Genomic DNA, 18,717 nt, shown 5'->3' on the forward strand with positions numbered 1-18,717 from the left:
CTCGGCCTTGAACTGCGGGCTGAACCTTCGCCGCTGCTCTGGCATGGACAGATCCTCTCAGCAGCGAGTCACTGTCCAAGATCATTGGTACACCCCAAACCGGGCCGGCCGCACGTCCATGACGACCGCCGCCTCCGGCACCACCACCTGCGCCGACCCCACCAACCCCGGGACCACCCCGGTCAGCACCGTCAACTACACCTACGACACTGCCGACCGGCTGGTGTCCGACACCGCCACCGGCGCGGCGGGATGGGTCTATGACCCCCTCGGGCGGATCACCGACGCACCCGTCGCCTCCAACCCCGGCGCCCGAGTCGCCAACGGCTTCTACGTCAACGACCTGATCCACACCCAGACCAGCGACGGCGTCGCCCGCCAGAACTGGGAGCTCGACCCGATCCAGCGCTTCAGTTCCTACACCTCCGAAACCTGGACGACCGGCGCCGACGGAACCCCGGGGTGGCAGCAGGCCGTCACCAAGATCAACCACTACGACTCCGACTCCGACTCCCCGGCCTGGATCGTCGAAGACGCCTCCCTGCCCGACGAGGTCACCCGCTACGTCGACGGCCTCGACGGCGCCCTCGCCCAGCAGACCGGCAAGACCGGCGACCGGGTGTTGCAGCTGATCGACCTGCACGGCGACGTCATGACCACCCTGCCCATCCCCGACGGGCCGACAGCCACCGCCGACTGGGGTGCGGTGCGGCACAAGGCGGCCGACGAGTTCGGCAACCCCACCGACCTCACCAGCGGCGGCAAGCTGGCCTCTACCGGCGCCGCACCGGGCAGCAACGACCGCTACGGCTGGCTCGGCGGCGCCCAACGCTCCACCGACGCCCTCGCCGGCGTCACCCTCATGGGCGTCCGGCTCTACGACCCCGCCACCGGCCGGTTCTGGTCGACCGACCCCGAACCCGGCGGCAACGCCACCGCCTACGACTACTGCTCCGCCGACCCGGTCAACTGCACCGACCTCGACGGGCGCTGGTCATGGAGCGGGGTGCTCAAGAAGGTCGCCGTCGTCGCTGAGGTCGCCTCCATCGTTCCCGGCCCCATCGGCGCCGCCTCCGCGGCCATCTCCGCCGGCGCCTACGCCGCCACCGGGCAACGCGGCAGAGCCCTGGTGATGGGCGTCACCGTAGCCGCCGCCATGGTCGGCGCGGGCGCGGCAGTCAAGGCCGGCGCCCGCGCGATCCGCGCAGCAGGATCCACCGCTGCCAAAGCCGGGCGAGCCACGGTCAAAGCCAGGAAGGCCAGTAGCTGCGCGGCGAAGAACAGCTTCGCGCCCGAGACCGGCGTGCTGCTGGCAAGCGGCGCCACGATTGCCATCAGCGCCGTACGAGTCGGGGACCTCGTCGCCGCCCATGACCCGCTCACCGGAGAACTGACCGCCCAACCCGTGCTCGACGTCATCGTCGGGCACGGCGACAAGCACCTCATCAAGGTCCACACCACACCCGCGCCGGCCAGCGCCATGGACGAGGGGCAGGTCCCCGACGACGATCCGCGGGCCGACACCTGGACCGCCACGGCCAACCACCCGATCTGGGTCGAGGACGAGGGCTGGACCGACGCCGACGACCTGGCCATCGGTGACCTCCTCATCGGCGCAACCGGCGAGTTCCGCATCGTCCAGGACATCGACGACGAGGGCCGGCTTCCCGGACAGACGGCCTACAACCTCAGCGTCGCCAACATCCACACCTTCGTCGTCGGCGACACCGGCGACGGAACGCTCGTCCACAACTGCTCTAAACCTCGGCTTACCGGCGAGTTCGCCAAATCCGTGAGTGAGGCACGCGGCATAGCCAAGCGAGTCGCGACGCGAGCTAGGGCAGATGGCCGAGACGCGACCGTGCTGCCAGTTCGCACAGGGAAGTACAACTCGGCGAAGTTGATCCGCAAGGACGTGGTGGTCGTCATTTCTCGCGTCCGGAGCAACGGACCTCGGGTGGTTGAGCAGATCCACCATGTAAGGGTCAAGAGCGGGCGAAGGCGATGAGAAGGGACCCTGTCACTCATGAAGGTCTGGAAGATCGTGGCTCGTGACGAGGTGCAGGCAGTCGCCGAGTTCATCGTTGCGGCAGAAACGAAAGCCATGGCTCGAGCGGCCTTCTTGGCAATGGGTTTGAGAGGTGCCTGGGAGCCGCCGGCCACAGTAAAACCCGTCCAGGAAGCGCTGGATAGGCCTGGAGTGGTGCTTCGGCGAGACTGGCAGGAAGGCACCTGGACTGTCGTGTAGGACTCGCCGGCGCCTGCGGCCACAGACGGCCGATCTCCGCGAGCCGGAGGACGGCGACGGCCACCGGTCGTATGCTGGCACTCGGTCCGTGTGAGTGCCAGCGCTGCCCGGCGGCGTGGCGCAGTCCGCGCACGGATCCGTCGACCCGTACGGAGGTGTCAGCCGTGGCGCACGACGACCGGCGCCTGCAGGTGCTCCGGGCCATCGTCCAGGACTTCGTCTCCACGAACGACCCGGTGGGCAGCAAGGCCCTGGCCGCCCGGTACGACCTGGGGGTCAGCCCCGCCACCATCCGCAACGACATGGCGGTGCTCGAGGAGGAGGGCTACATCACCCAGCCGCACACCAGTGCCGGCCGGGTGCCCACCGACAAGGGCTACCGCTTCTTCGTCGACCGGCTGAGTGCGGTCAAACCGCTCTCGGTGGCCGAGCGCCGGGCCATCGAGAAGTTCCTCGACGGGGCCGTCGACCTGCACGACGTGCTCGGGCGCACGGTGCGCCTGCTGGCCCAGCTGACCCGGCAGGTCGCCGTCGTCCAGTACCCGACGCTGTCGCGCAGCGCCGTCCGGCACCTGGAACTGGTGCCGCTGACGGCGCACCGGATGCTGCTGGTGCTCATCACCGACACGGGCCGGGTCGAGCAGCGGGCGGTCGAGACCCCGGTGGACACCGACACCGAGACCGTCGCCGAGCTGCGCGCGCTGCTCAACACCGCCTTCACCGGTGCCAAGCTGGCCGAGGCCAGCGGCAAGGTCGGTGATCTGGTGGAGCACGCGCCGCCACACCTGCGCGGCCTGGTGGCCGCGGTCAGCGCCACGCTGCTGGAGCTGCTGGTCGAGCCCACCGAGGACCGGCTGGTCATCGGCGGCACCGGCAACCTGGCCCGGGGCAACGCCCTGGACTTCCCCGGCAGCGTGCGCCCGCTGCTGGAGGCGCTGGAAGAACAGGTGGTCGTCCTGCGGTTGATGGCCGAGGTGGGCCCCAGCACCGTGCTGGTGAGCATCGGCGAGGAGAACGAGCACGAGGCGCTGACCGGCGCCTCGTTCGTGTCCGTGGGGTACGGCTCCGGTGACCAGGCCCTGGGGGGCCTGGGCGTCGTCGGACCGACCCGGATGGACTACGCAGGCAACATGGCCGCGGTACGAGCCGTGGCCCGCTACGTCGGCCAGTTGCTGGCCGAGAGCTGAGGACGAGATCACTTCGATGGCAACCGACTACTACGGCGTGCTGGGCCTGGCCCCGGGCTCCAGCGACAACGACATCAAGCGCGCCTACCGGCGGCTGGCCCGGGACCTGCACCCCGACGTGAACCCCGACCCCGGGGCCAAGGAGCGCTTCCAGGAGGTCAGCCGCGCCTACGAGGTGCTGACCGACCCGGAGAAGCGGCGGATCGTCGACCTGGGCGGCGACCCCTACGACACCGGACGTGGCGGCGGTGGGTTCGGCCAGGGGGCCGGCTTCGGCGGCCTGGGCGACATCATGGACGCCTTCTTCGGCGGCGCGGCGACCCGCGGGCCGCGCAGCCGGGCCCGCGCCGGCGGTGACGCGCTGATCCGTGTCGACCTCGACCTGGACGAGACCGTCTTCGGCACCGCCACGGACATCACCGTCGACACCGCGGTGCTCTGCGACACCTGCACCGGCGCCGGCACGGCCCCGGGCACGCACCCGACCACCTGCACCACCTGCGACGGCCGCGGCGAGGTGCAGAGCGTTCAGCGATCCTTCCTCGGCCAGGTCGTCGCCACCCGGCCCTGCCCCACGTGCAGCGGCACCGGCCAGGTCATCCCCGAACCGTGCGCCAAGTGCGCCGGTGACGGGCGGGTGCGGGCGCGCCGCACGATCCCGGTGAAGGTTCCCGCCGGCGTCGAGGACGGCATGCGCATCCGGCTGGCCGGCCACGGCGAGGTGGGCCCCGGTGGAGGGCCGGCCGGCGACCTCTACGTCGAGGTGCACGAGCGGCCGCACGACGTGTTCACCCGCGACGGGGAGGACCTGCACTGCCGGGTCACCCTGCCGATGACCGCCGCGGCGCTGGGCACCACCCTCAAGCTGCAGACCCTCGACGGCGTCGAGGACCTCGACATCAAGGCCGGCACCCAGTCCGGCAGCGTGCTCACCCTGCGCGCCCACGGGGCACCCCGGCTGCGCGGCACCGGCCGGGGCAACCTGATGGTGCACGTCGACGTCCAGACCCCCGGCCGGCTCGACGACCGGCAGCGCGACCTGCTGCGCGAGCTCGCGACGCTGCGCGGGGAGGAGCTGCCCGACGGCAGCGGCGCGCCCCAGGGCGGGTTGCTGTCCCGCGTCCGCGACGCGTTCAAGTGACCGGGGCGGTGCCCACGGACGCCGCCGCACCCGAGCTGGACGGCGCCCCGCTGTTCCTGGTCGACGAGGTGCCCGACACCCATGTGCTGACCGTCGCCGGGGCCGAGGGTCGGCACGCCGTCGAGGTGCTGCGGCTGACGACGGGAGAGCGGGTCCGGGTCGGCGACGGCCGCGGCCTGGTCGCCGACGGCACGGTGGTCTCCGCGGGGCCCGGCGGTCTGCAGGTGCAGGTGACGGTGCGGCACGAGGTGCCCGCCCCCACGCCATCGCTGGTGCTCGTGCAGGCGCTGCCCAAGGGCGACCGTGGGCCGCTGGCCGTCGAGCTGGCCACCGAGCTCGGCGTCGACCGGATCGTGCCGTGGACGGCGGCCCGCTGCGTCACCCGCTGGCGCGAGGATCGCACCGAGAAGGGCCTGGCCAAGTGGCGCGCAGCGGCGCGCGCGGCCAGCAAGCAGGCCCGCCGTCCCCGGCTGCCCGAGGTGACCGAGCCGATGAGCACCCGGCAGGTGTGCGGCTTCCTCGGCGACGTCGACCTGGCGCTGGTGCTGCACGAGCAGGCCCGCCGTCCCCTGGCCGGCGTCCCGGTGCCCGCCGAGGGCACCGTCGTGGTGGTGGTGGGACCCGAGGGCGGGCTCACCGACGGCGAGGTGGTCGCCTTCCTCGCCGCCGGCGCTGAGCCGGTGCGGCTGGGTGCGGAGGTGCTACGGACGTCGACCGCCGGCGCCGCCGCGCTGGCCGCGATCTCCACGAAGACGAAGTGGGTGTAGGTCGGCCCTCCGCCGAGTGAGCAGTTCGGGTCGTCGACACGGCCGGACACGCCGCGCGGAACGCCCATGACTGCCCACTCGAATCGATGGGGAGGACAGCGGGGTTACCGCAACGCCTGGCGGGCGCGGGCGCTGACCAGGTCGACGGCGAGGGTCAGCAGCACCAGCGCCACCAGCGTGGTGGCCACCGCGCCCCAGTCGAAGGTGGCCAGCTGGGTGGCCAGCAGTGCGCCCAGCCCGCCGGCGCCGAGCACCCCGACCAGCACGCTGTCCCGGATGGCCACCTCCCACCGGTACAGCGCGAACGCCAGCACCGGGCCGGTGGCCCGGGGCAGCACCCCGTACAGCCAGCCCGCGGCCGGCCCGGCGCCGAGCGCGGCCAGCGCGGCCCGGGGCCGGGGATCGAGCTCCTCGGTCGCCTCGGCCGCGAGCCGCCCCAGCACGCCGAAGCTGTAGACGCCCAGCGCCAGCGCCCCGGGCAGCACCCCGGGCAGCAGCACGAACAGCACGACCAGCGCCCACACCGGCGCCGGCACCGCGCGCAGCAGCAGCAGGCCCAGCCGCACGACGGTGCCCAGCAGCCGGCGGCCCGGGGTCATCCGGCCGGGCGGCCGTGCCGCGACCCCGGCGACCAGCACGGCGCCGACGGTGGCAACGGCGATGGCGATCACCGACATCTGCACCGTGTCGACCGCCAGCGAGGCGACCGAGGCCAGCAGGTCGGCGTCGGTGTCCGGGGGCCAGGCGGCCCCCAGCACGTAGCCGAGCTGCTCGCGGGTGCGCTCGGCGAACAGGGTGGCGGGGGTGACCGCCAGGTACCACCACGACCAGGCGACGAGCGCCAGCGAGCCCAGCACCGCCGCTGTCAGCACCCGGTCGCGGGCCAGCCGGGTGGGGGACGAGCGCGGCGCGGCCAGCCGGCGCCGGACGGCGCGGCCGGTGACGTCGGCCAGCAGGCACAGCAACGCGAGCGCGTACACGCACGACCACACCTGTTCCCAGCGCAGCGAGCTGAACGACAGCGACAGCTGGTAGCCCAGCCCGCCCGCGCCGATCAGCCCCAGCACGACGGCCGAGCGCACCGCGCACTCCAGCCGGTAGAACGAGTAGGAGAGCAGCCCGCCCGCGGCCGGGGGCAGCAACTCGTACAGGACGGCGGAGCTGCGGCCGGCTCCCGCGGCCAGCAGGGCGTCGTGCCCGCCGCGGGGCACCTCGTCGAGCAGATCGGCGAACACCTTGGCGGTGACCGCGCCGTAGGGCAGGCCGATGGCCAGCACCCCGACCCAGGGGTCCAGGCCCAGCACGTTGACCAGCAGCAGCCCCCAGACCGCCTCGTGCAGGCCGCGGGGGACGGCCAGCGCCCCGCGGGTCAGGGTCCAGCCCAGCCGGCGTCGTCCCCACGTCGTGCGGGCGACCGCCACCGCCCCCAGCGCGCCGAGCAGGACGGCGAGCGCGGCGCCCAGCGCGGCATAGGCGAGGGTCACCAGGGCGCCGGTGACGAGGACGCGGAGGAACTCGGCGTCCAGTGCGGGGGACAGCGCGGCGGAGGCGAACCGGCCGAACTGCGCGCGGCCGGCCGGGTTGACCACCTCGCCGGCGAAGAGACCGGCGCCGGCCAGCGACCAGACGACGACGGCGACCGCGCCCAGGCCCCACCCCCAGCGGGCCCGGACCCGGTGCAGCCGGGGCCGGGCAACCGGCGGGGCGTCGAGGACGGCGGTCACCGGGGCGCGCCGTAGAAGTCCGCCAGGTCGCGGACCGACAGGGCGGCGGTCGGCGCGTCGAGCACCACCCGGCCGGCGACCAGGCCGACCACCCGGGTGCAGTGCCGCAGCGCCAGCGCCGGATCGTGCAGCGAGGCGACCAGCGCGCCGCCGCGGTCGGCCGCCAGCCCGGCGAGCAGCCCGAGGACCCGGTCGGCCAGCGCGGGGTCCAGCGCGGAGGCCGGCTCGTCGGCCAGCACCAGTTCCGGTCGCTGGACCAGCAGCCGGGCGACCGCGACCCGCTGCCGCTGCCCGCCGGACAGCCGGTCGGTGCGCTCGTACACCCGGTCGGCCAGCTGCACCCGGTCGAGTGCCTCGAGCACCGCGGGCAGCCCCTGGGGACGCACCAGTGACCAGGCCGCCCGGGACGCCGGCCAGCTGCCGAGCCGGCCGGCGTTGACGTTGTGCACCACCCGGAGCTGGCCGACCAGCTCCAGCTGCTGGTGCACCGTGCCCACCCGGGAACGAAGCTGCCGCAGCGTCCGGCCGCGCAGTGCGGACGGGTCGGCGCCCAGCAGCTCGACCGTGCCGCCGGTGGGCGGCACGGCCGCGTTGGCGAGGCCGAGCAGCGTCGACTTACCGGCGCCCGACGGGCCGACCACGGCCACCCGCTCGCCGGCGTCCACCGTCAGGTGGACGCCGGCGAGGGCGGGCGTGGTGCCGTAGTGGACCGAGACGCCGGACAGCCGCAGGACGGCGGTCAGCTGATCAGCCCGAGCCGGCGGCCGATCTGCTCGATCCGGTCGTAGTTGCCTGCCTCGGTCGGGATGAAGGCTCCGGCGCCGAACAGGTCGAGGACCTCGGCGTCGGCGGGGTCGTCGGCGGACAGCCCGGTGAAGTACCCGGTCAGCCGGCCGGGCAGCTCCTCGCCCAGCCGCTCGGTCGCCTGCGGGCCCAGCAGCCAGTGGTAGTCGTAGTAGGCCGGCGTCCGGGAGTACCGCACCACCGCCGGGTCGACCGCACCCTCCTCGCTGCGTGCGGTCCACACCTGTTCGTTGAGCACGCCGGCCTGGTAGCTCCCGGAGGCGACCAGGGCGAGCGTCGCGTCGTGCGAGCCGGAGAAGCCCGGCCCGCCGGGGAAGCCCGCGGGGTCGACGCCCTGCTCCTGCAGGAAGTACGCGGGCATCAGCCGGCCGGACGTGGACGTCTCGCTGCCGTAGGTGAAGCGCAACCCGGCCAGCGGCGTGAGGTCCTCCGACGGCGGCAGGCCGGTGGCGGTGTTGACCACGAAGATCGAGTGGAAGTCGGCGTCGATGTCGCGCTGGGCGAGCGGCCGGGCGCCGGGTGTCTGCAGCCGGGCCTGGACCCCGGTGAGCCCGCCGAACCAGACGAGGTCGAGGTCGCCGGTGCGGAAGAGCGAGACGGCCGCGGCGTAGTCGGTGACCGGCTGGTAGGCAACGTCGAGGTCCAGGGCACCGGACATCGAGTCGGCGACGGTGCGGTAGAGCCGTTGCAGGACCTCGGGGTCCTGGTCGGGGATCGCGCCGATGCTCAGCCGGCCGGTGGAGCCGGACGGCGCGGCGGCGACAAGGGAGGTCCGGTCGCCGCAGGCGGCGAGCCCGGCGGCGAGGACGGCGGCACCGCCGGCGAGGAAGCCGCGCCGCGAGAGCGGGGTTCGTGCTGCTGGACCACCCGACCGGACGGTGCGACGGGTGCTCACTACGTCCTCGGGTGGGGGTGGGGACGGGACACGACAGGCCTCCAGGAGGGGTCGGGGCGACGGGACCGGGACATCGTGGCCCATCGGCCGCCGCGCCGGTCGCCTAGGGTCGGCACCGTGAGCGATTGCCTGTTCTGCCGGATGGTGACCGGGGAGATCCCGGCCGACGTGGTCCACGAGACCGGGCGCACCTTCGCCTTCCGGGACATCAATCCGCAGGCGCCCACCCACGTGCTGGTGATCCCCAAGGACCACCACGCCACCGCCGGGCTGCTCGTCGGTGCCGATCCGCAGCTGCTGGGCGAGGTCGTCGCCGCGGCGCACGCGGTGGCCATGCAGGAAGGCCTGGTGACGGCCGACGGCCCGGAGCCCGGCTACCGGCTGGTCGCCAACACCGGCCCGGCCGCCGGGCAGACCGTCCACCACGTGCACCTGCACGTGCTCGGTGGCCGCGACCTGGGCTGGCCGCCCGGCTGACGCGCCTCCGGCGGTGGTCCACGACCCGTTCGACGAGTGGTTCGCCGTTCGCCAGGCGCTCCGCGCGGGTAGACTCGGCCGGGTCACAGCCCCGTCGCAGGAAGGCAGGGTCGAGCGTACTTGCCCGACACCGCACCAGACGCCGTTCCCACCGGTACCAGCACGTCCCTGCAGAGCTCGGCACGTGCCGCCGCTCTCGGGAACGCCACCGCGGGTGCGTCTGCTCCCGCGGACGGGGCAGCCGCCGCCGTCCGCACCGCCATCACCGTCCCGGAGACCGTCTCGATGGTCGCCCTCCTCGGCTCCGGGGACGAGCTCCTCCGGCTGGTCGAGGCCGAGCTCACCGCCGACGTGCACGTGCGCGGCAACGAGATCGCGATCACCGGCCAGCCGGCCGACAACGCCTTCGCCGTCCGGGTGTTCGACGAGCTCATCGCCCTGCTGAACACCGGTCAGGCGTTGCGCCCCGACTCGGTCCGGCGGGTCGTCGGCATGCTGCGCAGCGGCGGGTCCGAGCGCCCGGCGGACGTGCTCAGCCTCGACATCCTCAGCCGCCGGGGCCGCACCATCCGGCCGAAGACGCTGAACCAGAAGCGCTACGTCGACGCGATCGACGCGCACACGGTCATCTTCGGCATCGGTCCGGCCGGCACCGGGAAGACCTACCTCGCGATGGCGAAGGCCGTGCAGGCGCTGCAGACCAAGCAGGTCAACCGGATCATCCTGACCCGGCCGGCCGTCGAGGCCGGAGAACGGCTGGGCTTCCTGCCCGGCTCGCTCTCGGACAAGATCGACCCGTACCTGCGGCCGTTGTACGACGCGCTGCACGACATGGTCGATCCCGAGTCGATCCCGCGGCTGATGGCGGCCGGCACCATCGAGGTGGCGCCGCTGGCCTACATGCGTGGCAGAACCCTCAATGACGCATTCGTCATTCTCGACGAGGCGCAGAACACCACGGCCGAGCAGATGAAGATGTTCCTGACCCGGCTGGGCTTCGGCTCCAAGATGGTGGTCACCGGCGACGTCACGCAGGTCGACCTGCCCGGTGGCGCGCAGAGCGGTCTGCGGATCGTCCGCGACATCCTCGACGGCGTCGAGGACGTGCACTTCTCCCAGCTGACCAGCACCGACGTCGTCCGGCACCGGCTGGTCGGCGACATCGTCGACGCCTACGAGCGCTGGGACGCGACCAAGCAGCCCGTCTCCGCCGCGGCGCCGGCCCGGCCCGCCCGGCCACGCCGGCAGCAGGGGAGCTGACCGTGGCCGTCGAGATCGCCAACGAGTCCGAGATCACCGTCGACGAGCAGGCCCTCGCCGGGGTCTGCCGCTACGTGCTGGGCGAGCTGGACGTCAGCCCGCTCGCGGAGCTGTCCGTGCTCTGCGTGGACGTCGACTACATGTCCAGCCTGCACGAGCGGTGGATGGGCGAGAAGGGCCCCACCGACGTGCTGGCCTTCCCGATGGACGAGCTGGACACCGCGCGCCCCGACGACCCCGATCCGGGGCCGGCGCTGCTGGGTGACGTCGTGCTGTGTCCCGCCGTCGCCGTCCGGCAGGCCCGCGCGGCCGGGCACTCGATGGGCGACGAGCTGCTGTTGCTGGCCACCCACGGCGTGCTGCACCTGCTCGGCTACGACCACATGGAACCCGCCGAGGAGAAGGAGATGTTCGGCCTGCAGCAGAAGCTGCTCGACGGCTGGCGCTCCACCCCGCGGGACAAGGTCACCGGCGAACCTGCCGGCGCGGCTCCGCCCGTCGAGGAGCCACGAACCCGATGAGCCCCACAGCGGTGGTCCTGCTGGTGATCGCCGTCTGCCTGGTCCTGCTGGCCGGTGTCTTCGCCGCGCTGGACGCCGCCCTGCAGCGGCTTTCCAAGGCCCAGGTGGACGAGATGCGCCGCGACGGCGTGAAGCGCGCCGCGGCCCTCGTGCGCGTCGTCGAGGACCGGGCACGGCATGTCTCCCTCCTCCTGCTGCTCCGGATCGCCTGCGAGATGACCGCGGCGGTCCTGGTGGCCGTGGTGCTCTTCGTGTTCTTCGACGGCATCGCTCTGGGCGTGGTCACCGCCGCCGCGGTGATGACCGTGGTCAGCTACGTGCTGATCGGTGTCGGGCCGCGCACGCTGGGCCGGCAGCACGCCTACAGCACCGCGCTGGCCGGCGCCCCGCTCATCCGGCTGCTCGGCCGCATCCTCGGGCCGCTGGCCACGCTGCTGATCCTGGTCGGCAACGCGATCACCCCCGGCCGCGGTTACCGCGACGGCCCGTTCTCCAGCGAGGTCGAGCTGCGCGAGCTGGTCGACATGGCCGAGGAGCGCGGTGTCGTCGAGGCCGGTGAGCGCAACATGATCCACTCGGTGTTCGAGCTGGGCGACACCATCGCCCGCGAGGTCATGGTGCCCCGCCCCGACGTGGTGTGGATCGAGAGCACCAAGTCGCTGCGGCAGGCGCTCGCGCTGGCGTTGCGCAGCGGCTTCAGCCGCATCCCGGTCATCGGCGAGAACGTCGACGACGTGCTCGGCATCGTCTACCTGAAGGACCTCGTCCGCCGGTCGCAGGGCACGGCCGACAACCGCGGCGGCCCGCGGGTCGACGAGCTCATGCGCCCGGCCAGCTTCGTCCCCGAGTCCAAGCCGGTCGACGAGCTGCTGCGCGAGATGCAGGCCCGGCGCACCCACATGGCCGTCGTCGTCGACGAGTACGGCGGGTTCGCGGGGCTGGTCACGATCGAGGACATCCTCGAGGAGATCGTCGGCGAGATCGACGACGAGCACGACACGGTGCAGCGGCCGCCGGTGGAGGAGCTGCCCGACGGATCGGTGCGGATCACTGCGCGGCTGCCGGTCGGCGACCTCGCCGACCTGTTCAAGGTCGAGCTGCCGGAGGACGACGACGTCGAGACGGTGGGCGGGCTGCTGGCCCGCGAGCTCGGCCGGGTGCCGATCGAGGGCTCGGCGGCGGAGGTCGGCGGCCTGCGGCTGGTCGCCGAGAGCACCGGTGGGCGGCGCAACCGGATCGACACGCTGCTGGTCTGCCGGGTGGGAGATCCCGGGTCCGAGGAGGACGGCGCCGACCGGGCTGCCCAGGACGGTGGCGACCGGGACGCCGCCGAGGAGGCGTCCGAGCACACCGGTGCCACCGCGTCCGGCGGCAGCGCGGCCGGGCGGCGGCCCGAGCACGCAGCCGTGGAAAGCTGAAGAAGGACCCTCCCGCCCCCCACCGCTCGCAAGCTCGCGGCGGGCCCCTGCGGAAGGGCCGGACCGACTGACAGGAGAGTGATCCGGTGGCTGAGGTGGACCCCGAGGACGCCAAGCTCGTCACCCTGGCCCGTTCCGCGCGCGGCCGCACCGGTGCGCCCGAGGGGGCCGCCGTTCGCGACACCGACGGCCGCACCTACCTCGCGGCCACCGTGGCGCTGCCCTCCCTCCAGCTCACCGCGCTGCAGGCCGCGGTCGCCGCCGCGGTGTCCAGCGGGGTCACCGGGTTGGAGGCCGCCGCCGTCGTCACGCCCGCCGACGCGGTGGAGGACGCCGGGCTGGCCGCCGTCCGTGATCTGACGCCGTCCGCGCCGGTCCACCTGGCCGGCCCCGACGGCACCGTCCGCACCACCACCTGAGAAAGGACCCCGTCCTCCCCACCCCTCGCACGCTCGGGGCGGTGCCCTGGACGGGGCCTAGATGACCTATTCCAAGGGGTCGTGTGCCTCAGCGACGTTCCCGCGGGAACGTCGGCGGTACCAGTTCGGCGTGCCGTGATCAGGTGAGGGGCGAGGGTGCCCAGGCTCGGCGTTGGAACCCAACGTCGAACCGCGGAGGTCCTCGTGGACGCCGATCTGGACACCCTCGCGACCGCACTCTACGTACGAGTCGATGACCTGTTGAAGGAGTTCCCGCAGCGGGCTCCGGCCCGGCCGAAGGTCGGGATCGCACCGAGAATCACCGACGCCGAGCTGATCACGTTGGCGGTGATGCAGGCACTGGCCGGCCGCCCCAGCGAGGCCCGATGGCTGCGCTACGCCTGCTCCCACCTGCGGCATCTGTTCCCCTACCTGCCCGGCCAACCCGGCTACAACAAGCGGTTACGACACCTCGCCGACACCATCGCCTGGCTGATCACGGTGCTGGCCCGCGACACCAGCCTGTTCACCGACAACGTGTGGGTCGTCGATTCCACGCCGGTGGAGTGCGCCCGCTCCCGGGAAACCGTCCGCCGCTCGGACCTGGCCGGCTGGGCCGAGTGCGGCTACTGCGCCAGCCACTCCCGGTTGTTCTGGGGCCTGCGACTGCACCTGCTGTGCACGCTGCACGGGCTGCCGGTCGGCTTCGCCCTCACCGGCGCCAAGGCCGACGAGCGCACGGTGCTGCTCGACATCCTCGACACCGACCCCACCCTGACCGCCGACCGCCGCCAGCAGGTCGTGATCGCGGACAAGAACTACTACGGCCGCGAGTTCGAAGGCATCCTCGCCGACGCGGGGTTGAACCTGCTGCGCCCGGCTCGCAAGGGCGAACCCGAGCGCCCGGGGACGCGCTTCTTCAAGCCATTACGCCAGGTCATCGAGTCGATCAACGACACCTTCAAAGGTCAACTCGACCTCGAACAACACGGTGGACACACCCCCGGCGGGGTCTGGGTCCGTGTCCTACAACGCGTCCTGGCACTGACCGCCGCCATCTGGCACAACGACCGCACCGGCGCGCCCGTCGCCCGCTGCCTCACCGCCTACGACCACTGACCCCTTGGAATAGGTCATCTAGGAGAGCGGCGAGTTCAGCGCCTCGGCGAAGGCGGCCGGGTCGCGCACCCACACGGTGAACGCCTGCTCGGTGAGCGCGTCGCTGCCCAGGTGCCGCACGGTCACCCTGGTCCGGCCGGGCCACCAGCCGCCGCGTCGCTTCGGCCGCGGCCAGCCGGCCGGTGCGGTGCCGCGCACCACGTCGGTCACCAGGACCCGCGGCACCACCCCGAAGGACGACGTCTGCCGCAGGCCGGCGATGTCGGTGGACACGCCGTGGTCGGAGGCGGTGAAGCGACCGGTGGAGCCGAGGAGCACGAGCGCGGCCAGCGCGATGGCCAGCGGCACCTCCGCGGTGGCCGCCGCCGACCCGTCGCGCCAGCCGAGGAAGCCCAGCCAGGCCGCGACGGCGAGCAGGGTCAGCCCCACGACCAGCGGGCTGGCGGGGTTGTACTGCCAGTACCGCAGCGGTGGCGGGACGATGGTCACCGACCGCCTGGGCCCGCGCCGGGCGAGGAACCCGTAGCTGGTCACCTGGCTGATGTGCCGCTCCCGGTCGCGGGCCGCCCGGACGACGAGCGGCTCACCCTGGTCACGTCGGGAGCGGGGAGGCATGCCGACCATGATCCCAGGCCGGTGCTGCGGTAACGGCCGGACCGTCGGACATGGGTGGGACACTTCCCCCGTGAGCAGCCCCGAGCACCCCTCGCACCGCAGCGGTTTCGCCGCCCTGGTCGGGCGCCCCAACGCCGGGAAGACCACGCTCACCAACGCGCTGGTCGGTGAGAAGGTCGGCATCGTCAGCAACCGGCCGCAGACCACCCGGCACGCCATCCGCGGCGTCGTGCACCGCCCGCAGGGCCAGCTGGTGCTCGTCGACACCCCCGGTCTGCACAAGCCCAAGAGCCTGCTGGGGCAGCGGCTCAACGACGTCGTCCGCGACACGCTGTCCGACGTCGACGTCATCGTCTTCTGCATCCCCGCCGACCAGCCGGTCGGCGCCGGCGACGCGTACATCGCCCGCCAGCTCGCGGCGGTCTCCACCCCGGTGGTGCTGGTGGTCACCAAGACCGACGTCGCCAGCAAGAAGGCCATCACCGCGCAGCTGATCGCCGCCAGCCAACTGGTCGAGGCCCGCGAGGTGGTGCCGGTGAGCGCGGTGGCCGGAGACCAGGTCGAGCTGCTCGGTGGCCTGCTCATCGGCATGCTCCCGGAAGGCCCGCCGCTGTACCCGGAGGAGCAGACCACCGACGAGGACGTCGAGCGGCAGATCGCCGAGCTGGTGCGGGAGGCGGCGCTGGAGAAGGTCCGCCAGGAGGTGCCGCACTCCCTGGCGGTCAGCGTCGAGGAGATCATCCGCAAGCCTGACCCGCGCGATCCGGAGGCGGTGTTCACCGAGGTGCACGCCCTGCTGCACGTCGAGCGGCCCAGCCAGAAGCCGATGCTGCTGGGCAAGGGCGGGCAGACGATCAAGGCCATCGGCAGCGAGGCCCGGGTCGGCCTGGAGGTCCTGCTCGGTGGGCGGGTGCACCTCGACCTGCACGTCACCGTGCTGGGGGAGTGGCAGGACGACCCGAAGAAGCTGAACAGGTTGGGGTATTGAGCACCACCCCGCAGTCCCTCTACCGCGACGAGGGAGTCGTGCTGCGCACCCAGAAGCTGGGTGAGGCCGACCGGATCGTCACGGTGCTCACCCGCCGCACCGGCAAGGTGCGCGCGGTGGCCAAGGGCGTCCGCCGGACGAAGAGCAAGTTCGGCGCCCGGCTGGAGCCGTTCAGCCACGTCGACCTGCAGCTCTACACCGGCCGCAACCTCGACATCGTCAGCCAGACCGAGTCGATCCGCGCCTACGGCACCGACATCGTCGGCGACTACCGGGCCTACACCGCCGGCACCGCGGTGCTCGAGACCGCCGACCGGCTGACCGTCGAGGAGAAGGAACCGTCGCTGCGGATGTTCCTGCTCGTCATCGGGGCGCTGCGCACGCTGGCCGACGGCAGCCGGCCGCCCTCGCTGGTGCTCGACGCGTTCCTACTGCGGGCGATGTCGGTGGCCGGCTGGGAGCCGGCGCTCGGCGACTGCGCGCGCTGCGGGGAGGCCGGGCCGCACCGGCACTTCTCCGTCCCGGCCGGCGGCACGGTGTGCCCCGCCTGCCGGCCCACCGGCTCGGCGATGCCCAACCCGGTCACGATCGAGCTGCTGGAGGCACTGCTGAGCGGCGACTGGGAGCACGCGGAGGCCAGCCAGGGCACCCACCGCCGCGAGGGCAGCGGTCTGGTCGCCGCGCTGCTGCAGTGGCACCTCGAACGCGGGCTGCGTTCCCTGCCGCTGGTGGACCGAACGTGAGCGGACAGGATCGTGAGCATCGCAGCGAGGAACGAGCGAGGAGCGGAGCGATCCGCGGGAGCGAACCGGTGACAGGGTGAAGCGCGAGGTCAAGCAGCCGAACCCGCACCCGTCGGGGGCCCGGCCACCGGAGATCCCGGCCGACAAGGTGCCGCAGCACGTCGCGATCGTCATGGACGGCAACGGCCGCTGGGCCAAGTCCCGTGGGCTGCCGCGCACCGCCGGGCACGAGGCGGGGGAGTCTTCGCTGTTCGACTGCGTCGAGGGCGCGATCGAGCTGGGCGTGCAGGCGATCAGCGCCTACGCCTTCTCCACCGAGAACTGGCGGCGCAGCCCGGAGGAGGTCCGCTTCCTGATGGGCTTCAACCGCGACGTCATCCGCCGCCGCCGCGACGAGATGCACGACCTGGGGGTGCGGGTGCGCTGGGCCGGGCGCCGTCCCAGGCTCTGGCGCAGCGTGATCAAGGAGCTGGAGGTCGCCGAGGAGCTGACCCGCGACAACGACGTCCTCACCCTCACCATGTGCGTGAACTACGGCGGGCGTGCGGAGATCGCCGACGCGGCAGCCGCGATCGCCCGCGAGGTGGCCGCCGGTCGGCTGAAGCCGGACAAGGTGGACGAGAAGACCGTCGCTCGGTTCCTCGACGAGCCGGACATGCCCGACGTCGACCTGTTCGTGCGCAGCTCGGGGGAGAACCGCACGAGCAACTTCCTGCTCTGGCAGTCGGCCTACGCCGAGCTGGTCTTCCTGGACACCCTGTGGCCCGACTTCGATCGCCGGCACCTGTGGGCGGCCTGCGAGGAGTACGCCTCCCGGCAGCGCCGCTTCGGCAGCGCCTGAGCACCCCGCCCGGCGCCGGCGGGGTGTCCGGCTACTTCATGGCGGCGAGCTGGATTAGGTTGCCGCAGGTGTCGTCGAGGATGGCCGTCACCACCGGCCCCATGTCGGTCGCGTCCTGGGTGAACTCCACGCCCAGCCCCTTGAGCCGCTCGACCTCGGCATACACGTCGTCGACGGCGAACTGGGTGAACGGGATGCCGTCGGCGACCAGGGCCTCCTTGAACGGGCCGGCCGCCGGGTGGCCGTCCGGCTCCAGCAGCAGCTCGACGCCGTCCGGGGCGGCGGGGGAGACCACCGTCAGCCAGCGGTACTCGCCGGCGGGCACGTCGGTCTTCTTGGTGAAGCCGAGCTTCTCGGTGTAGAAGGCCAGCGCCTTGGCCTGGTCGTCGACGAACACGCTGGTGATGTTGATGCGGATCACGGGGGGTCCCCTCGGTCGATGGGCCACCGCTCGACGATCGACCGCAACGGTCTCGTGTCGACGTGGTGGAACTTGTACCGGCCCTGCCGCCGGGTGTGCACCAGACCGGCCTGCTCGAGCACCGCGAGGTGCTGGGAGATGGCCTGCCGCGAAGAGGCCAGGCCGTACCGCATGGTCAGGCGGCCGCAAATCTCGAAGAGCGTCTGACCGTCCCGGTCGATCAGCTCGTCCAGGATGGTCCGTCGTGTCGCGTCGCCGAGCGCCTTGAACAGGTCGGCGCCCGAATCCACGGACACCGTTATAGGCAACCCGCTACTTGCCTGTCAAGAGGTGGGACCGGCCGGGCTCAGGGCGTCGGGACCCGGCAGTCGGCGCAGGTGCCGAAGATCTCCAGGGTGTGGCTGACATCGGCGAAGCCGTGCTCGCCGGCCACCCGGTCGGCCCACTGCTCGACGGTCGGACCGGCCACCTCGACCGTCCGCCCGCAACTGCGGCAGACCAGGTGGTGGTGGTGCTGGGTGCTGCAGCGGCGGTACAGCGCCTCGCCGGAGTCGGTGCGGATCGAGTCCAGCTCGCCGTCGTCGGCCAGCGCCTGCACCGCCCGGTAGACCGTGGACAGGCCCACCGTGTCACCGGCGGTGCGCAGCCGGGCGTGCACCTCCTGGGCGCTGTGGAAGCCCTCGAGCTCGTCGAAGACGGCCGCCACGGCGGCGCGCTGGCGGGTGGGGCGGACCATCACGCCATCGTGACACGGGCCGGCGACCACGCATCCTGCGGTGCATCCGGCGCCGGCCCGCCGTGCCCCGCGTGGGCCAGCGCGGCGCGCACGATGTGCGCCACGTGCCCGTCGACCAGCCGGTAGTCGACCTGCCGGTGGTGCCGGACGCCGGTCACCAGGCCGGCGCCGCGCAGCACGCGCAGGTGCTGCGAGACCAGCGGCTGCGGCACGCCGAGCGCGTCGACCAGCTGGTGCACGCAGCGGGTGCCGTGCTGGTCGAGGAGGGCGACGATCGACAGCCGCAGCGGCGCGGCCAGCGCACTGAGCAGCTCGCTGGCGGCCTGCACCTCGGCCGGCACCGACCGGCCGGCGGAGGGCGCGGCGGGCGGCATGCCACCATCGTCGGAGCGC

Annotated in this window: 22 protein-coding genes; 14 read left to right on the forward strand and 8 right to left on the reverse strand. The window is 72.9% G+C overall.

Annotated features, from left to right (window positions below; all coding sequences use genetic code 11):
* Positions 1-118: 118 nt before the first annotated feature.
* The 5 genes from ACYVG5_RS19705 to ACYVG5_RS19725 all read left to right on the forward strand — a co-directional run bounded on the left by ACYVG5_RS19705 (position 119) and on the right by ACYVG5_RS19725 (position 5,343).
* On the forward strand, positions 119-2,008 hold the full coding sequence (locus ACYVG5_RS19705; protein WP_222050353.1) for a polymorphic toxin-type HINT domain-containing protein: 1,890 nt from the start codon (positions 119-121) through the stop codon (positions 2,006-2,008).
* An 18-nt stretch (positions 2,009-2,026) separates the two neighbouring features.
* Positions 2,027-2,248: a hypothetical protein gene (locus ACYVG5_RS19710; RefSeq protein ID WP_222050354.1), complete on the forward strand. Its 222-nt coding sequence runs from the start codon at positions 2,027-2,029 to the stop codon at positions 2,246-2,248.
* Positions 2,249-2,412: 164 nt separating this feature from the next.
* Positions 2,413-3,435, forward strand: coding sequence for a heat-inducible transcriptional repressor HrcA (gene hrcA, locus ACYVG5_RS19715; RefSeq protein WP_222050355.1), 1,023 nt, complete (start codon positions 2,413-2,415; stop codon positions 3,433-3,435).
* Positions 3,436-3,451: 16 nt separating this feature from the next.
* Complete coding sequence (gene dnaJ, locus ACYVG5_RS19720; protein WP_222050356.1) at positions 3,452-4,576, forward strand: molecular chaperone DnaJ; 1,125 nt, start codon at positions 3,452-3,454, stop codon at positions 4,574-4,576.
* An 8-nt stretch (positions 4,577-4,584) separates the two neighbouring features.
* On the forward strand, positions 4,585-5,343 hold the full coding sequence (locus ACYVG5_RS19725) for a 16S rRNA (uracil(1498)-N(3))-methyltransferase (RefSeq protein ID WP_460683468.1): 759 nt from the start codon (positions 4,585-4,587) through the stop codon (positions 5,341-5,343).
* A gap of 104 nt (positions 5,344-5,447) precedes the next feature.
* On the opposite strand, the gene ACYVG5_RS19730 is transcribed toward ACYVG5_RS19725, so the two are convergent.
* From ACYVG5_RS19730 to ACYVG5_RS19740, 3 genes are read right to left on the reverse strand one after another with little or no spacing between them, the layout of a single operon-like run.
* A complete protein-coding gene (locus tag ACYVG5_RS19730; protein WP_222050358.1) occupies positions 5,448-7,067 on the reverse strand; it encodes a PhnE/PtxC family ABC transporter permease in 1,620 nt (539 codons plus the stop codon).
* Positions 7,064-7,810, reverse strand: a complete 747-nt coding sequence (locus ACYVG5_RS19735) for an ATP-binding cassette domain-containing protein (RefSeq protein WP_222050399.1) — start codon at positions 7,808-7,810, stop codon at positions 7,064-7,066. The genes ACYVG5_RS19730 and ACYVG5_RS19735 overlap by 4 nt, the downstream gene beginning before the upstream one ends.
* The gene (locus ACYVG5_RS19740; RefSeq protein WP_460683469.1) at positions 7,807-8,766 is read right to left on the reverse strand and encodes a putative selenate ABC transporter substrate-binding protein; all 960 of its coding nucleotides are present in this window, start codon (positions 8,764-8,766) and stop codon (positions 7,807-7,809) included. Before ACYVG5_RS19740 ends, ACYVG5_RS19735 begins: the two co-directional genes overlap by 4 nt.
* Positions 8,767-8,883: 117 nt before the next feature.
* Here ACYVG5_RS19740 and ACYVG5_RS19745 point away from each other — a divergent pair, with 117 nt between their 5' ends.
* The 6 genes from ACYVG5_RS19745 to ACYVG5_RS19770 all read left to right on the forward strand — a co-directional run bounded on the left by ACYVG5_RS19745 (position 8,884) and on the right by ACYVG5_RS19770 (position 13,980).
* Positions 8,884-9,243, forward strand: a complete 360-nt coding sequence (locus ACYVG5_RS19745) for an HIT domain-containing protein (protein WP_222050360.1) — start codon at positions 8,884-8,886, stop codon at positions 9,241-9,243.
* Positions 9,244-9,363: 120 nt separating this feature from the next.
* Entirely contained in the window at positions 9,364-10,503 is a 1,140-nt protein-coding gene (locus ACYVG5_RS19750; protein WP_246631014.1) for a PhoH family protein, read from the forward strand.
* A 2-nt stretch (positions 10,504-10,505) separates the two neighbouring features.
* Positions 10,506-11,024 (forward strand): rRNA maturation RNase YbeY, encoded by a 519-nt coding sequence (gene ybeY / locus ACYVG5_RS19755; RefSeq protein WP_222050361.1) that lies wholly within the window; start codon positions 10,506-10,508, stop codon positions 11,022-11,024.
* Positions 11,021-12,442, forward strand: coding sequence for a hemolysin family protein (locus ACYVG5_RS19760; RefSeq protein ID WP_222050362.1), 1,422 nt, complete (start codon positions 11,021-11,023; stop codon positions 12,440-12,442). The genes ybeY and ACYVG5_RS19760 overlap by 4 nt, the downstream gene beginning before the upstream one ends.
* Positions 12,443-12,528: 86 nt before the next feature.
* On the forward strand, positions 12,529-12,861 hold the full coding sequence (locus ACYVG5_RS19765) for a cytidine deaminase (RefSeq protein WP_222050363.1): 333 nt from the start codon (positions 12,529-12,531) through the stop codon (positions 12,859-12,861).
* A 204-nt stretch (positions 12,862-13,065) separates the two neighbouring features.
* On the forward strand, positions 13,066-13,980 hold the full coding sequence (locus tag ACYVG5_RS19770; protein ID WP_222050364.1) for an IS982 family transposase: 915 nt from the start codon (positions 13,066-13,068) through the stop codon (positions 13,978-13,980).
* A gap of 18 nt (positions 13,981-13,998) precedes the next feature.
* Here ACYVG5_RS19770 and ACYVG5_RS19775 read toward each other — a convergent pair whose 3' ends face one another.
* On the reverse strand, positions 13,999-14,595 hold the full coding sequence (locus tag ACYVG5_RS19775; protein ID WP_460683470.1) for a hypothetical protein: 597 nt from the start codon (positions 14,593-14,595) through the stop codon (positions 13,999-14,001).
* A 70-nt stretch (positions 14,596-14,665) separates the two neighbouring features.
* Between ACYVG5_RS19775 and era the strand changes: the two genes are divergently transcribed.
* The 3 genes from era to ACYVG5_RS19790 all read left to right on the forward strand — a co-directional run bounded on the left by era (position 14,666) and on the right by ACYVG5_RS19790 (position 17,167).
* Positions 14,666-15,583 carry a GTPase Era gene (gene era, locus ACYVG5_RS19780; protein WP_222050366.1) on the forward strand — a complete coding sequence of 306 codons (918 nt, stop codon included), beginning with the start codon at positions 14,666-14,668 and terminating at the stop codon, positions 15,581-15,583.
* The gene (gene recO, locus ACYVG5_RS19785; RefSeq protein ID WP_222050367.1) at positions 15,580-16,326 is read left to right on the forward strand and encodes a DNA repair protein RecO; all 747 of its coding nucleotides are present in this window, start codon (positions 15,580-15,582) and stop codon (positions 16,324-16,326) included. The genes era and recO overlap by 4 nt, the downstream gene beginning before the upstream one ends.
* Positions 16,327-16,402: 76 nt before the next feature.
* A complete protein-coding gene (locus tag ACYVG5_RS19790; RefSeq protein WP_222050368.1) occupies positions 16,403-17,167 on the forward strand; it encodes an isoprenyl transferase in 765 nt (254 codons plus the stop codon).
* Between the two features lie 31 nt (positions 17,168-17,198).
* On the opposite strand, the gene ACYVG5_RS19795 is transcribed toward ACYVG5_RS19790, so the two are convergent.
* Genes ACYVG5_RS19795 through ACYVG5_RS19810 form a run of 4 tightly spaced genes read right to left on the reverse strand, consistent with a single transcriptional unit; the run spans position 17,199 to position 18,698 of the window.
* On the reverse strand, positions 17,199-17,588 hold the full coding sequence (locus ACYVG5_RS19795; RefSeq protein WP_460683471.1) for a VOC family protein: 390 nt from the start codon (positions 17,586-17,588) through the stop codon (positions 17,199-17,201).
* Entirely contained in the window at positions 17,585-17,884 is a 300-nt protein-coding gene (locus tag ACYVG5_RS19800) for an ArsR/SmtB family transcription factor (RefSeq protein WP_460683472.1), read from the reverse strand. The genes ACYVG5_RS19795 and ACYVG5_RS19800 overlap by 4 nt, the downstream gene beginning before the upstream one ends.
* Positions 17,885-17,934: 50 nt before the next feature.
* Entirely contained in the window at positions 17,935-18,324 is a 390-nt protein-coding gene (locus tag ACYVG5_RS19805) for a Fur family transcriptional regulator (protein WP_222050369.1), read from the reverse strand.
* Positions 18,324-18,698, reverse strand: coding sequence for an ArsR/SmtB family transcription factor (locus ACYVG5_RS19810; RefSeq protein ID WP_222050370.1), 375 nt, complete (start codon positions 18,696-18,698; stop codon positions 18,324-18,326). Before ACYVG5_RS19810 ends, ACYVG5_RS19805 begins: the two co-directional genes overlap by 1 nt.
* Between the last annotated feature and the right edge of the window lie 19 nt (positions 18,699-18,717).

It is taken from the genome of Modestobacter lapidis, from assembly GCF_054780755.1.

Excerpts from the sequence above, each read along its gene's own strand:
- ACYVG5_RS19810 (WP_222050370.1), bottom strand. The coding sequence starts at position 18,698 with ATGCCGCCCGCCGCGCCCTCCGCCGGCCGGTCGGTGCCGGCCGAGGTG.
- ACYVG5_RS19805 (WP_222050369.1), bottom strand. The coding sequence starts at position 18,324 with ATGGTCCGCCCCACCCGCCAGCGCGCCGCCGTGGCGGCCGTCTTCGAC.
- ACYVG5_RS19775 (WP_460683470.1), bottom strand. The coding sequence starts at position 14,595 with ATGCCTCCCCGCTCCCGACGTGACCAGGGTGAGCCGCTCGTCGTCCGG.
- ACYVG5_RS19760 (WP_222050362.1), top strand. The coding sequence starts at position 11,021 with ATGAGCCCCACAGCGGTGGTCCTGCTGGTGATCGCCGTCTGCCTGGTC.
- dnaJ (WP_222050356.1), top strand. The coding sequence starts at position 3,452 with ATGGCAACCGACTACTACGGCGTGCTGGGCCTGGCCCCGGGCTCCAGC.
- ACYVG5_RS19710 (WP_222050354.1), top strand. The coding sequence starts at position 2,027 with ATGAAGGTCTGGAAGATCGTGGCTCGTGACGAGGTGCAGGCAGTCGCC.
- ACYVG5_RS19705 (WP_222050353.1), top strand. The coding sequence starts at position 119 with ATGACGACCGCCGCCTCCGGCACCACCACCTGCGCCGACCCCACCAAC.